This is a genomic window from Halosolutus amylolyticus, from assembly GCF_023566055.1.
Lineage (GTDB): Archaea > Halobacteriota > Halobacteria > Halobacteriales > Natrialbaceae > Halosolutus > Halosolutus amylolyticus.
Genome location: NZ_JALIQP010000006.1, coordinates 111,743 through 125,361 on the forward strand (window position 1 = coordinate 111,743; position 13,619 = coordinate 125,361).

At 65.6% G+C, this 13,619-nt stretch carries 13 protein-coding genes; 7 read left to right on the top strand and 6 right to left on the bottom strand.

Annotation, left to right across the window (positions count from 1 at the left end; all coding sequences use genetic code 11):
- A complete protein-coding gene (locus MUN73_RS19815) occupies positions 1 to 1,743 on the top strand; it encodes a cytochrome c oxidase subunit I (RefSeq protein WP_250142247.1) in 1,743 nt (580 codons plus the stop codon).
- A gap of 58 nt (positions 1,744 to 1,801) precedes the next feature.
- The gene (locus tag MUN73_RS19820) at positions 1,802 to 2,521 is read left to right on the top strand and encodes a hypothetical protein (RefSeq protein WP_250142248.1); all 720 of its coding nucleotides are present in this window, start codon (positions 1,802 to 1,804) and stop codon (positions 2,519 to 2,521) included.
- A gap of 66 nt (positions 2,522 to 2,587) precedes the next feature.
- Here MUN73_RS19820 and MUN73_RS19825 read toward each other — a convergent pair whose 3' ends face one another.
- On the bottom strand, positions 2,588 to 3,556 hold the full coding sequence (locus tag MUN73_RS19825) for a sensor histidine kinase (protein WP_250142249.1): 969 nt from the start codon (positions 3,554 to 3,556) through the stop codon (positions 2,588 to 2,590).
- A gap of 166 nt (positions 3,557 to 3,722) precedes the next feature.
- On the opposite strand from MUN73_RS19825, the gene MUN73_RS19830 reads away from it, so the two are divergent.
- Entirely contained in the window at positions 3,723 to 4,769 is a 1,047-nt protein-coding gene (locus MUN73_RS19830) for a sensor histidine kinase (RefSeq protein ID WP_250142250.1), read from the top strand.
- Between the two features lie 92 nt (positions 4,770 to 4,861).
- Here the strand turns inward: MUN73_RS19830 and MUN73_RS19835 are convergent, their stop codons facing one another.
- Both MUN73_RS19835 and MUN73_RS19840 read right to left on the bottom strand, forming a co-directional pair.
- The gene (locus MUN73_RS19835; protein ID WP_250142251.1) at positions 4,862 to 7,333 is read right to left on the bottom strand and encodes a heavy metal translocating P-type ATPase; all 2,472 of its coding nucleotides are present in this window, start codon (positions 7,331 to 7,333) and stop codon (positions 4,862 to 4,864) included.
- A 91-nt stretch (positions 7,334 to 7,424) separates the two neighbouring features.
- Entirely contained in the window at positions 7,425 to 7,868 is a 444-nt protein-coding gene (locus MUN73_RS19840; RefSeq protein WP_250142252.1) for a DUF3054 domain-containing protein, read from the bottom strand.
- A gap of 283 nt (positions 7,869 to 8,151) precedes the next feature.
- Here MUN73_RS19840 and MUN73_RS19845 point away from each other — a divergent pair, with 283 nt between their 5' ends.
- Positions 8,152 to 8,421: a DUF2249 domain-containing protein gene (locus MUN73_RS19845; protein ID WP_250142253.1), complete on the top strand. Its 270-nt coding sequence runs from the start codon at positions 8,152 to 8,154 to the stop codon at positions 8,419 to 8,421.
- Here MUN73_RS19845 and MUN73_RS19850 read toward each other — a convergent pair.
- Complete coding sequence (locus MUN73_RS19850) at positions 8,418 to 9,323, bottom strand: alpha/beta fold hydrolase (protein WP_250142254.1); 906 nt, start codon at positions 9,321 to 9,323, stop codon at positions 8,418 to 8,420. The two genes, MUN73_RS19845 and MUN73_RS19850, sit on opposite strands and share 4 nt — an antisense overlap.
- Before the next feature lie 167 nt (positions 9,324 to 9,490).
- Between MUN73_RS19850 and nirK the strand changes: the two genes are divergently transcribed.
- Positions 9,491 to 10,576, top strand: a complete 1,086-nt coding sequence (gene nirK, locus MUN73_RS19855; protein ID WP_250142255.1) for a copper-containing nitrite reductase — start codon at positions 9,491 to 9,493, stop codon at positions 10,574 to 10,576.
- A 33-nt stretch (positions 10,577 to 10,609) separates the two neighbouring features.
- Here nirK and MUN73_RS22640 read toward each other — a convergent pair whose 3' ends face one another.
- Together MUN73_RS22640 and MUN73_RS19860 are read right to left on the bottom strand one after the other, a co-directional pair.
- Positions 10,610 to 10,735: a hypothetical protein gene (locus tag MUN73_RS22640; RefSeq protein ID WP_265339326.1), complete on the bottom strand. Its 126-nt coding sequence runs from the start codon at positions 10,733 to 10,735 to the stop codon at positions 10,610 to 10,612.
- A 119-nt stretch (positions 10,736 to 10,854) separates the two neighbouring features.
- The gene (locus MUN73_RS19860) at positions 10,855 to 11,850 is read right to left on the bottom strand and encodes a transcription initiation factor IIB (RefSeq protein ID WP_250142256.1); all 996 of its coding nucleotides are present in this window, start codon (positions 11,848 to 11,850) and stop codon (positions 10,855 to 10,857) included.
- A gap of 196 nt (positions 11,851 to 12,046) precedes the next feature.
- Here MUN73_RS19860 and gatC point away from each other — a divergent pair, with 196 nt between their 5' ends.
- Positions 12,047 to 12,325, top strand: a complete 279-nt coding sequence (gene gatC, locus MUN73_RS19865) for an Asp-tRNA(Asn)/Glu-tRNA(Gln) amidotransferase subunit GatC (RefSeq protein WP_250142257.1) — start codon at positions 12,047 to 12,049, stop codon at positions 12,323 to 12,325.
- Between the two features lie 2 nt (positions 12,326 to 12,327).
- Positions 12,328 to 13,602 carry an Asp-tRNA(Asn)/Glu-tRNA(Gln) amidotransferase subunit GatA gene (gene gatA, locus MUN73_RS19870; RefSeq protein ID WP_250142258.1) on the top strand — a complete coding sequence of 425 codons (1,275 nt, stop codon included), beginning with the start codon at positions 12,328 to 12,330 and terminating at the stop codon, positions 13,600 to 13,602.
- Positions 13,603 to 13,619 lie beyond the last annotated feature (17 nt).

Genomic DNA, 13,619 nt, shown 5'->3' on the forward strand with positions numbered 1-13,619 from the left:
ATGGCACACAAGCTAGACGTTCTCGGGCTGTTCGACAACGAGTATCGCGACGACGGCTTCCGAACCTGCTCCGTGACGGGACTCGAGGTCCACCGCTCCGTCGACAACCACGTCAAACTGTTCGGGCTCACGGCGGTCGTCGCCCTACTGTACGGCGGAATCTTCGCGTTCACCGTGGCGATGACCCGCTGGGAAGTGATCGGCCTCCTCGGGGCCGACGCCTTCTACACGCACCTCAGCCTCCACGCGTGGAACCTGCTCATCTTCTGGATGGTGTTCATGGAGGTCGCAATCCTCTACGTCGGCGGGCCGATGGTGCTCGGCAGACGGCTGCCGCTCACGCGAATCGCGAAGGCGGGCTGGGCCGTCATGGTCGGCGGGGCCGTGCTCGTCAACTACGCCATCTGGACTACCGAGGCACCGAACGAGGCACCGCTGCTGACGGCCTACGTCCCGATGCCGATCTCGCCGCTGTTCTACGCCGGCGCGTGCGTGTTCATCCTGGGTACCGTCGTCGCGGCATTGCCGTTTTTCGTCTCGATGTGGCGCGAAAAGCGCGAGAATCCGGGGAAGACGCTTCCGCTCGTCAGCTTCGCCGCGTTCGTCACGTCGATCATCGCCGTCGAGGCGCTGGTCGGCGGCCTGCTGGCGTTCGGTCCCGCCCTGCTGTGGCGGCTGGAACTGATCCAGTGGTGGGACGCCGCCTGGTACCGCCAGATGTACTGGATCATCGGCCACGGCACCCAGCAGATCAACCTCGTCGCGATGATCGCGGTCTGGTACTTCCTGACCCACGTCGTCGCCGGCGCGGAGGTCGTCAGCGAGAAGGTCTCGCGGACGGCGTTCATCCTCTACCTGTTCTTCATCAACCTCGGCGCGGCACACCACCTGCTGTCGGATCCCGCGGTCTCGACCGGGTGGCGCATCTGGAACACCTCCTACGCGTTCTACGGCGCGACGTTCGCGAGCCTCATCCACGCGTTCGCCATCCCGGCCGGGATCGAGGCCGGCCGCCGCAAGCGCGGGAAGGGCGGCGGACTGTTCGGCTGGCTCACGTCCGCACCGTGGTCGAACCCGGTGTTCTCCTCGACCATCTTCTCGATCATCCTCTTTGGCTTCCTCGGCGGGATCACCGGCGTGATGATGGGGCAGCTCCAGCTCAACATGACCTGGCACAACACGTTCGCGACGGTGGGCCACTTCCACGGGACCGTCGTCCTCGGGACCACCGTCGCGTTCATGGGGCTGGCCTTCTTCGTGATCCGGACCATGTTCATGCGCCAGTACGTCTCCGAACGGCTCGCGTCGATCCAGCCGTTCTTCTACTCGGCCGCGATGGGCGTCGCCGTCCTCATGATGATGTACGTCGGCATCCTCTACGGCATCCCGCGCCGAACGTCCGAAGTCGTCGAGAACATCCCCGGCACCGAGTTCAGCCTCTCGGCCGCGTCGCCGCTGTTCGCGATCTTCGGGATCTTCGCGTTGCTGGCTATCGTGGGCGGCGTCCTGTTCGTCCTCGTCGCCGTCGGCTCGCTGGTCTTCGGCGATCGGGTCGAGAACGGGGACAACGCAGATCTGATCGCCGACGGGGGACTCGGGATGGCACAGGACCCCGACGACCCCGTCCACGCCTACGAGATGCGCGGCACGTTCGTCCTCTGTCTGATCTTCCTCGCCGCGTTCGTGATCACCTACCTGCTGAACTGGTATCTGCTCACACAGCTCTGGTCGATCGGCGCCTGATCGACCCGTCGAACCGTTTCCGATCGATCTCACGACCCGTTTCGCCCGATTCACACTCATGACACACTCCGACGCCGACGCGACCGCATCGCCCTTCGAGTTCCTCAGCCGCGTCCTCGGCCAGGCCTGGCGGGACCTCCTGAGCGTCTACTACGCCAACACGCCGATCTGGCGCCTGCTCAAGAGCGTCGGACTGCTCTTTTTCGGCTTCTTCTGCTGGTCGGCGTCGAACCTGGTGCTCTCCTACGGGATCGACTGGACGATCCTCCGGTACATCCGATCGTACGGATTCGTACTCCTCCTCTGGGGGCCGCTGACCCACGCCGTGGTCGTCCCGCTCGTGATCCGCCTCCGTCGAAGCGCCGAGTCGCCGATCCTGCGGACGATCGCCCGCCAGGGCTCGAAGATCAACCTCTCGATCTTCCTGGCGATCGTCCTGATCCTCGGGACGTTCCCCGTCGGGCCGATGACGCTCGACTTCCAGACGACGCTACAGGGCGGATCCGGCTCGGACGTGAACCCCGACCTGCTGTGTACCCGATCGGACGGGGAGATCCACTGTCACCTCTCCGAGTCGGAGGGAATCGACCACGTCGTCGTGACGAGCGGCGATCGCGAGGTCGAGCGCGTCGACGACCCGCCGTTCGAGTTCACGATACGCGAGGACGAACTCGAGGAGGTGGTCGGCCAGCAGGAGTTCGTCGTCGAGTTGCAGGACGAGGACGGCGACACGATCCGGCGATACCGGCGGTACGCGTCGTCGATTCCGAACAAATAATCACGACGAGAGATCCGTGAACAGAAACGGATCTCTCGCGGACGAGCCGAGACAGTTGCGCAGATCTCACCGGAATTCGAACCGAGCACCACCCTCTGGACTTTCGGCAAGCGACACGTCAAGATCGTGATCTTCGGCGATTCGCCGCACGATCGTCAATCCGACCCCACTCCCACCGTAGCTCGTCGTGAACCCATGTTCGAACACTTGCTCTCGTTTTTCCGGCGGGATCCCCTCTCCGGTATCCTCGGCGTAGAACCCCTCGTCTACGGGGCCAACTCGGACAGTTACGTGGCTCCCGCCGTGGCCAACTGCGTTCCGGAACAGGTTCTCGAAAAGTGCCTGCAACTGGCTCCTGTCGGCGTCGATCGTGGAGTTTTGCGTTTCGAGGGTCGCAGACTGGGTATCGATCGATTTCCACGCGTCTCGTGCGATAGCAGACAGCGAGACACGTTCGTGCTCCTTTTCCGAAGTACTGGACCGGGCGAGCGCTGTAAGATCCACAACGAGATCCTCGACTCGTCCCAATGCGTCCGCAACTCCATCCAGGTTGGCCTCGTCACCGGTCTCGCGATACTGATCGAGTTCTGCCAGCGCGACCGCCAGGGGGTTCCGAAGATCGTGGGACACCATACTTGCAAACTGGTCTAAGCGCTCGTTCTGGCGTTCGAGTTCCGCTGCTGTTTGGCGAGCGTCAGTCACTTCTTGCGTGACCAGTACGCCGTACGACTCGTCATCGATACGCACTGATCTCGTCTCGAGATGGTGGATTCGACCCTGGTATTCTGTATCGAATGATCGAGAGGAACCATCGATCGTGTCCCGAAGTTTCGGCTCGAGTTCGGTTACCGTTTCCTCGGGGAAAAGTTCGCCGAGCTGTTTGCCGACCATCTCCGTAGCCCTTCTCCTCGAGAACGGGAGGGTCTCGGGGCCAATGATACGATAGCGGAGGTCAGCGTCGAACAGTACTAAGACACCGTTTGGGAACGTATCGACGAGGGCCCGGTAACCATCCGGTAGAGGAGTATGTTCCATATGTAAATTCAGTTATCTACAAGACGACCTTTCACCTGTTAAATATATTGGCCGATTGCAGAAAGCCGCGTCGAAATATCTGAAGAACCGATCGAGATGAAAGTAACTACCAGGCAGCCGCTTCCTCTATTCGAGAGTTTATATGGTCTCTTTTCTGGTAGTTCTTATGGATGATACCCAGGATGTTGTGTTACCGTCGGCGTTCGATGACCTGGATATTGGTATCACCTTACGGGAGCCGGAGACAGGACAACTCATCGATATGAACGAACAGGTAGAGCGGATATACGGCTACTCTCGGGAGGAACTACTCGAGATGAAGATCGAGGAGTATACCGCCCCTTCGACGAAATTTTCGCAGGACTCGGCAATCCGTCGAATCCACGCTGCAGCCGATGGGAATTCACAGGTGTTCGAATGGCGGGTCGAACGGTCCAATGGTGAACTGGTCTGGGTTCGCGTCTGCCTCAATCAGACGACGATCGGAGGGAACACGTATGTCGTCGCCGAAATTCGCGATATTAGTGAGTACAAGGCACGAGAGCGACGATTACGCCTCCTTAATCGCGTCGTCCGACACAACCTCCGAAACGAGACGAACGTACTTATGGGGTACGCCGACCGTCTCAAAAGCGCCGTCGAAGAAAAGACGCTCGAACAGGAGGTCGAGACGATTCTGGAGATTGCCACGGAGATCGGGACGTTGAGCGACTCGATTCAGCAAATAGAGGAGATCGCGAAGCCCGACGCAACACAGCGCTCTCCGTCGAATATCGCAGATCTGGTCCGAGAAGTCGTTACGGAGACGCGTGCTGAATATACAGACATCGAGCTAACTGTCGATATTCGGGCCGATGTCTGGGTTAGCGCCGACAGGGGCCTTCGCCACGCGATCAAACACGCCATCGAGAACGCGATCGTCCACAACGACCGTGACACCTCGTCTGTCGAGGTACTCATCACCACAGTGCCGGACACTGATCAGGGGGAGATACGCATCATTGATACTGGACCAGCTATCCCGGACGTCGAAGTCGACGTTCTCAGAGAGGACATCACGGCGAGTACCACCTACCACGGATCTGGCGTCGGTCTATGGGTGATGCAGTGGTGTGTCGACTCTCTCGGGGGTGAACTCGTCTTTGACGAGAATTCCCCTCGCGGAAACGTTGTACGGTTCGTACTTCCCCAGATCGATGTCTCTGAGACGTAGAGGGTGTTTCCACTCTCCCTCTCGCCGGAGATCGTTCGGTCCTCCAATCAAGTGTTCTGTGATGCCCTATCGAGTGGATCTACCGACTGCTCTCACCGATCGTCCTCTAGCACCGATCGCGACGAGTTGAGGACGACGAGGGCGCTACTGGTCGCCATCGCGACGGCCGCGAAGAGCGGGTTGATCAGCCCCGCGGCGGCCAGCGGGATCGCGACGGCGTTGTACAGCAGCGCCCAGCCGACGTTCTCGCGGATGCGCCGCCGGGTGCCCTCGGCGAGGTCGAACACGGACCGGACGGCGCGGAGATCGCTCGCGGTCACGACCGCGTCTGCGGCGTCGGTCGCGCGGGCCGTCCCGCTCCCGAGCGCGATACCGACGTCGGCCGCGGCCAGCGCCGGCGCGTCGTTCGTCCCGTCGCCGACCATCGCCGTCACACCTTCCCGGGAGAGTCGCCGGACGGTCTCGACCTTCCCGTCGGGCGGGACGCCCGCGAAGACGCGATCGACCGCCGGATGCTCGCGGACGGTCGTCGTCGCGGCCGCGTCGTCCCCGGTCAGCACGACCACCTCGCGATCCGCGAACGATTCCAGAACCGATCGCCACTCCGATCGCGTCCGATCGCCGACGACGGCGACGGCCCGTGCCGCCCCGCCGTAGCCGATGACGACGGGGAGTCGGCCCCGATCTCGAGCGTCCGCGACGGCCGATTCGAGGGCGTCCGGGACCGGCCCGGCAAGCCGCTCGACGAGGGTGGGCGTGCCGACGACGACGCGATCGGCGTCTCGAGGATCGTCGGTGTCGCCGGCCCTCGCGCCCGCGACCGTCGCGCTCACGCCCTCGCCGGGGTGGCGCTCGAAGTCGGTCACGTCGAGGACGTCCTCGCCCGTGGAACGCACGTCGCCGGACGCGTGATCGAGGTGGCCGCCGTCGGCCGTAATTCGATCACTTTCCGGACCCTCGACCGCGTGGGCCACGATCGCGGCGGCGGCGGGGTGTTCGGACCGACGCTCGACGGCGGCCGCGAGATCGATCGCGTCGGCCTCCCCGTGGACCTCGCGCACGGTCATCTCACCCGCTGTCAGCGTGCCGGTCTTGTCGAAGACGATCGTCTCGACGGACGAGACCGACTCGAAGAGGGCCGCGTTCGCGACGACGATCCCGCGTTCGAGCGCGTCGCGAAGGCCGGAAGCGACGGCCAGCGGGGTCGCTAGCCCCATCGCGCAGGGACAGGAGACGACGAGCACGGTCAGCCCGGTCAGTACCGCGTCCGGAATCGGTGTTCCCGTCGCGAGTCGCCACCCCGTGACGACGACCGCGAGCGTCAGGACGAAGGGGACGAAGATCGTCGCGAGCCGATCGGCCAGCCGCTGGACGCCAGGCGTCGCGCTCTGGATCTCCCACATGAGCGTCGCGATGCGATCGAGCGTGCTCTCGGCGTCCGCGCCCACTGCGACGACGAGCGCGCTGTCGGTCACGATCGCGCCGCCGACGACCCGGTCTCCGGGCCGCTTCGTGACCGGCAGGGACTCGCCGGTGAGCACCGACTCGTCGACGGCCGCCGTCCCCTCGATCACCGTGCCGTCGACGGGAATCCGCTCGCCGGGCCTGACGAGGACCTCGTCGCCCGCCGCGAGCCGATCGATCGGGACCGTTTCGGTTCCCTCGCCTTCGGGGAGTCTGCGAGTCGCCTCGCGGACCTGCGCGGCCGTCACGTCCGCGAGCAGGTCGGTTGCCCGGCGCTTGATCCGGCGCTCGTAATAGGTACCCAGGCTGACGACCATGATCACGGCGACGGTGACGTCGTAGTAGAGGTGGGTACTGCCCGTCGCGAGCGCGACCGTGCTGTAGGCGTAGGCCGAGACCGCCGCGATAGCGATCAGCAGATCCATGTTCGGCTGGCCGACCCGCAGGCTGACGTACGCGCCGCGCAGGACGGGGTAGCCGGTGTAGAACAGCACGCCGCCGGCGAACAGGCCGATCATCGCGAACGGGATGGTCGTTCCGAGCGGGGAGGTCGCGTCGACCGAGAGGATGCCCGTCTCGATCCCCACGTAGCTGGGATAGAGGTAGAACAGGTACCACGGCATGACGAGCATCGAGAGGAAGCCGCCGACCAGCAGCCGCTCGACGAGGTCCTCGTCGGCGCGCGTGCGCTCGTCGTCGTCGCGGAATCGCGCGTCGTACCCGTAGCCGGAGAGCACGTCGGGGAGGTCGGCCTCGTCCAGCCGATCGGGATCGTAGACGACGCGGGCGGTGTCGGTCGCGTAACTCGCCTCGACCGCGAGGATTCCGTCCTCGCCCTCGCCCAGCAGGGAGACGAACCCCTCGCAGGTCGAACAGTGCATCCCGTCGATCGCGAGGAACGTCTCCGTCGCCCCGTCGGGAACCTCTCGATCGACTGACTCTGAGGCCCGCTCGACGACGCACTCGCGATCGACGTCCTCGACGGTCTCCAGGGTCGCGCTCACCTCGAGACAGCCCCGACAGCAGAAGCGCCCCTCGACGTCTGTGGCTGTCACCGGGGGCTCCGGCGTCGGGAGCCCGCAGAGCGAGCAGGAACTCATGCCACGGTGGATAGTCGTCGACGCGACCGGTAGCCGTGGCGCCGAACACGTTCCCCTCGCCGGCCGACCGGCCGCCCGGCTCGATCGGGCGTCACCGTCGTCCCCGCCATCCGCGGATGGTGCCGGTCACTGCGAGTCGCCACGGGAGGACGAACCCGAGGCCGAGGACCGCGTTGACGAGCAAGAACGACGGCGGCGCGCCGCCGGGAAACAGCGAGGTGGCGCGGATCGCGCCGCCCAGCAGCGACGCGCCGATCCAGGCGAGACCGACGACGGCGACCGTCCGCCGGGCCGATTCGAGAACCCGGCCGCGATACGCGCCGACGAGCGCGGCGACGGTCGCCCACCCGATCACGAACGGCGTCGCGGTGCGGACGGTGTGGGCCGGGAACTCCCAGGGCGCCATCCCGTGGCTGTGCAGGCCGACGGCGACGAACGCCGTCACGACGAGCGCGTCGGCGACGGCGAGGACGGCGACCAGCGGAACGGAAGCGACTCGATCGACCGACTCGGGGCGTGGGTGGGATTCGATCATGGCTCTCGTAACACGGTCACCGCGTGTCGGCTCCGATCGAGGGACGGGAGACCGAACGGCTGGCGAGAGGCGCGGCGGTCCCCGCCGTGACAGCCCACGGTGACGTTCGATCGAGTCGACGCACGCCACGTATGCGGATTTGCTCCCGAACGGGTTCGGCGCGTTCGCCCGGACACCTCGACCATGGCTCGCGCCCCGCTCTCAGCATCCCTCCCGCCAATCGGGACCCGACCCGAACACGTCCGGGACGAGACACAGGCCGGCCGAACCCGTACTGAGACGTATGCAGTCACCCTCGTCCGTTATCGACCGCACCGACGCACCGTCCGATCGCCCGCGCGAGGTGATCGACGTCCGCATGCTCGGGCCGCCGGAACCGCTGACGGAGACGCTCGAGACGCTCGCCGACCTCGACACCGAGACGGTCCTGGTCCAGCGCAACGATCGCGCGCCGCAGTTCCTCTACCCGAAACTCGAAGACCGGGGCTACGCCTACGAGACCGTCGACCTGGACGACGAAGTCGTGACCGTCATCTGGCGGTCGAACGGCTAGTTTCCCAGGTGATCGAGCAGAAGATCGGTCACCCGCTCCGGCCGTTCGTGCTGGACCCAGTGGCTCGTCTCGGACAGGAGTTCGAGGCGACCGTCGTCACAGTATCGGTGGCCCTCGACGGCCAGTTCCGGAACCAGTGCGGTGTCGTCTTCGCCCCAGACGACGAGCGTCGGCGCTGCGACACGCTCCCGTGACGGACTCGGTGGGTACCGGGCCGCCGCCCGGTACCAGTTGAGCATCCCGGTGATCGCACCGTCCTGCCCCCAGGCGCGACGGTAGTGGGCCAGTTCCTCCTCGGTGAACGTCCCTGTCGCGGACGTCTCGCGGAGCGCTCGCTCGAGAACGCCGAAGTCGGTCGCCCGACAGGCGAGTTCCGGAATCCAGGGGAGCTGAAACGCCATCACGTACCAGCTTCGCCGCAACTGCTCCGGGTTCGATCGGAGTTGCTCCCGGTAGGCCGTCGGATGCGGCGCGTTGACGATCGCGAGCCGATCGACGACGTCCGGATGGGACAGGCCGAGTTCCCAGGCGACGGACCCGCCCCAGTCGTGGCCGACGACGTGGGCCGACGCCGCCCCCTCGGTTTCGACGAGTTCGACGACGTCTCGCGCGAGTACACGTTGCTGGTACGCCCGGACGGCGGCCGGTTTCTCGCTCAGGTTGTACCCGCGCTGGTCGGGCACGAGGACGCGGTAGCCGGCCGCGACCAGCGGTTCGATCTGGGCGCGCCAGCCGTACCAGAACTCGGGGAACCCGTGGAGCAAGACGACGAGCGGATCGGTCTCGTCACCGGCCGCGACGACGTGGAGCCGAACGCCGTTGACGGTGCGGCGTGTCGACTCGACGTCGATCGTCGACAGTAACGACGCGTCGGTCCTACCTGGAGGAGCCGTCGAACCCATACCGAATAATGTACGCGACGGGGTTTCAAAACCGGTTGTCCGCCGGATCGCGTTCGTCTCTCACCGTGGCCATGTCGCCGAACATGTTCTGGGGTTTTCTTTCTCCGGGGGAATCGCCGAGGGTGCTGAACGTATGCAGGGTGTACGTAGAACCGAGGAGAAGCACAATGACCCAAACCACAGCAAATCGACGGCGGTTCATGCAGGTGATCGGAGCAACCGGCGCAGTCGCGGTCGCCGGCTGTCTCGGCAACGACGCCGACGCGTCGGAGAACAGTACCGAGAGCGAGGACGAGGAGGGACTGCCTGCGGCGAAGGCTGTGGACGCCGATCGGATCGCTCGCGACCCGACCGACATTCCCGGTCCCGTCGACTGGAACGAGCCCCGCGAACACGACATCACGCTCGAGACCGAGCGCGTGACCGCCGAAATCGAGCCCGGCGTCACCTTCGAGTACATGACCTTCGGCGGACAGGTCCCCGGTCCGATGGTCCGGGTCCGCCAGGGCGACACGGTGAACCTCACGTTCGACGTCCCGGACGACATGAACATCGACATGCACAACGTCGACTTCCACGCGGTCTACGGTCCCGGCGGCGGTGCGGACGCCACGACGCTCGCCCCGGGTGACGACCCCACGCAGATCAGCTTCACGGCCGAGTACGCCGGGGCGTTCATTTACCACTGTGCGGTCCCGAACATGGACCAGCACATCAGCTCCGGGATGTTCGGCTCGATCCTCGTCGAACCCGAGGACGGCCTCCCCGAGGTCGACCACGAGTTCTACCTCGGCCAGCACGAGATCTACACGGATGGCGAAGTCGGCGAGGAAGGCCACCACGGCTTCGACTTCGACGCCATGAAGAAAGAAGAGCCCACCTACGTGGTGTTCAACGGCCAGGCCTACGGCTTCACCGAGGACGGCGTCGGACCGATGGAGGCCAACACGGGCGAGACCGCCCGGGTCTACTTCGCCAACGGTGGCCCGAACCTGCTGAGTTCGCTCCACCCGATCGGGAACGTCTGGAGCAACTACTACCGCGACGGGGACCTGCTCTCCGAACCCGACAAGAACATCGAGACGGCCCCGATCGCCCCCGGGACGACCGCGGCCGGCGAGATGGAGTTCCCCGTCCCCGGCCCGGTCAAGATCGTCGACCACGCGCTCAGCCGCGTCGTCCACAAGGGCGCACTCGCCGTCGTCGACGTCGCCGGCGAGGAGAATCCCGACGTCTACGACGGGGATCCGTAACGCGTCCGGCTTCTCCCGAGGCGGCTCTCGACACTACGTCCAGACGCGGAGGCACTCGGTCGAACAGAAGTGCAGATCGATCGGGTCCGCACCGTCGGCGTCGACGTGGGTCGTGAGCGTGTACGCGACCTCGTCCGCGCGACAGTTATCACAGTTCATACTCGCCATCCCCACCTCGAAGGGTTTGAATATGCACCCATTAGCCGGTTGCTTCGGCGGTTAGTGTCGGGTTAGAACGGGACAAGAGTTTGTTGAAATCGATAGCGGACGGGCGTCTCTCAGGCGGGTGCGCCTTCCTCGGCCTCGAGCAGTTCGTGATACCGGTTGCGGATGGTAACCTCCGAAATGCTCGCGACCTCGCTGACGTCGTTCTGGGTGACCTTCTCGTTCGTCAGGAGGGCCCCGGCGTAGACCGCCGCGGCGGCGAGGCCGACCGGCGACTTCCCCGAGTGGACCCCGTTCTCCTTGGCCGTCTGGAGGAGCCCGCGAGCGCGCCGCTCGGTCTCGTCGGAGAGGTCGAGGTCGCTCGCGAAGCGGGGGACGTAGCTCTCGGGATCGGCCGGCTTCACTTCGAGGCCGAGTTCGCGGATCACGTACCGGTAGGTCCGGGCGACCTCGTCTTTCCCGACGCGACTGACGGCCGAGATCTCGTCGAGGCTCCGCGGCGTGCCGGCCTGGCGAGCGGCGGCGTACAGCGAGGCCGTCGCGACGCCCTCGATCGATCGGCCCGGGAGGAGGTCCTCCTCGAGCGCGCGGCGGTAGATGACGCTGGCGGTCTCGCGGACGTTCTCGGGGAGACCCAGAGCCGAGGCCATCCGATCGATTTCACCGAGCGCCTGCTTGAGGTTGCGTTCTTTCGAGTCGCGGGTGCGGAACCGCTCGTTCCAGGTGCGAAGCCGCTGCATCTTCTGGCGCTGGCGGGAACTCAGGGACTTCCCGTAGGCGTCTTTGTCCTGCCAGCCGATGTTCGTCGAGAGCCCCTGGTCGTGCATCATGTTCGTCGTGGGAGCACCGACGCGACTCTTCTCGTCTTTCTCCGCGGCGTCGAACGCGCGCCACTCCGGTCCGCGATCGATCTCGCCCTCGTCGACGACGAGGCCGCAGTCGTCGCAGACGGTCTCGGCGCGTTCGGCGTTCGAGAGCAGTCGGCCGCCACACTCGGGGCACTGCTCGCGCTCGTCGGCCTGTTCGTGTTCGTCCGCCCGCTCACCGGGCGATTCGGATTCGCTCTGGCGCCGCTCGGTGCTCCGCGTTCGGATGGGAGAATCAGTCATTGTGTTGAAACTGGGTCGAGACGCTCGCTGGAAAACGCTCTAGCGTGGACGCGAATGATCACTCGTCAACACTTAACTACTTCGATCGTACCACCGGTGAACGTCGGGATTCGGTCGGCGACGGGAGGCGGTTCGACGTCGGGACCTTCCCGACGGTATCGAAACCCTTACTCTCCGGAGGCCGGTGGGATCAGGTATGAGCGAGGACGCCGTCAGTACCGAGGAGGTCCGCCACGTCGCGGAACTCGCCCGCGTCGACCTCACGAACGAGGAGGTCGACCAGTTCACGGGGCAGTTCGCGGACATCCTCGAGTACTTCGAGACGCTCGACGAGGTGCCGGAGGTCGATCGCGAGACCACGCTGACGAACGTGATGCGCCCGGACGAGGAGCGGGACTCGCTGGACACCGAGGAAGCGCTCCGGAACGCGTCCGAAACGGAGGACGGCTACTTCAAGGGGCCGAACGTTTCCTGATCATGTCGTCGAACATCTTCATCACCGAGGAGCGGATCGAGGGCGACGATGACGGCCCGCTGGCCGGGAAGACGATCGCCGTCAAGGACAACATCTCCACCGAGGGCGTCCGGACCACCTGTGGCTCGCGGATGCTCGCGGACTACGTTCCGCCCTACGACGCCACCGTCGTCGAACGGGTGAAAGCCGCCGGCGGGACGATCGTCGGCAAGGCGAACATGGACGAGTTCGGGATGGGAACGACGAACGAGACGTCGTACTTCGGCTCGGTCGAGAACCCGGCCGCTCCCGGCCGCGTTCCGGGCGGGTCCTCCGGCGGATCGGCGGCCGCCGTCGCCGCCGGCGAGGCCGACCTCGCGCTCGGCTCCGACACCGGCGGCTCGGTCCGCTGTCCCGCCGCGTTCTGCGGCGTCGTCGGCATCAAACCGACCTACGGGCTGGTCTCGCGCTACGGGCTGGTCGCCTACGGGAACAGTCTCGAGCAGATCGGCCCCTTCGCGACCACCGTCGAGGGCGCGGCCGCCTTGCTCGACGTGATCGCGGGGAGCGACGATCGGGACGCGACGACGCACGAGGGGCCACTCGAGGCGGACGAAACCTACGCCGACGCCGCCACCGGCGACGTCGACGGCCTGCAGATCGGCGTGCCGACCGAACTGCTCGACGGGGCCCACGAGGGCGTCGTCGAGACGTTCTGGGACGCGATCGCCGACCTCGAGGACCGCGGGGCCGAGTACCACGAGGTCAGCCTCCCCTCGATCGAACACGCCGTCGAGGCCTACTACGTGATCGCGATGTCGGAAGCGTCCTCGAACCTCGCCCGGTTCGACGGCGTCCGGTACGGCCACGACGCCGACGCCGACGGAAACTGGAACGAGGCGTTCGCCCGGACCCGCGAGGAAGGGTTCGGCGACGAGGTCAAACGGCGCATCCTCCTTGGAACCTACGCGCTCTCGGCCGGCTACCACGACAAGTACTACAAGAAGGCTCAGGACGCCCGCGCGTGGGTCAAGCAGGACTTCGACGAGGCGCTCTCGGAGGCCGACGTCCTCGCGTCGCCGACGATGCCAGTGCCGCCGTTCGAACTCGGCGAGAGCCTCGACGACCCGTTGCAGATGTACCTCGCGGACGCGAACACGGTACCGGTCAACCTCGCCGACCTGCCCGCGATCTCCGTTCCCGCAGGAGAAACCGACGGCCTCCCCGTCGGCCTGCAACTCGTCGGTCCCGCGTTCGGCGAAGAACGGTTGATCCGAGCGGCCAGCGCGATCGCCTGATCCGGGCGGCCAGCGCG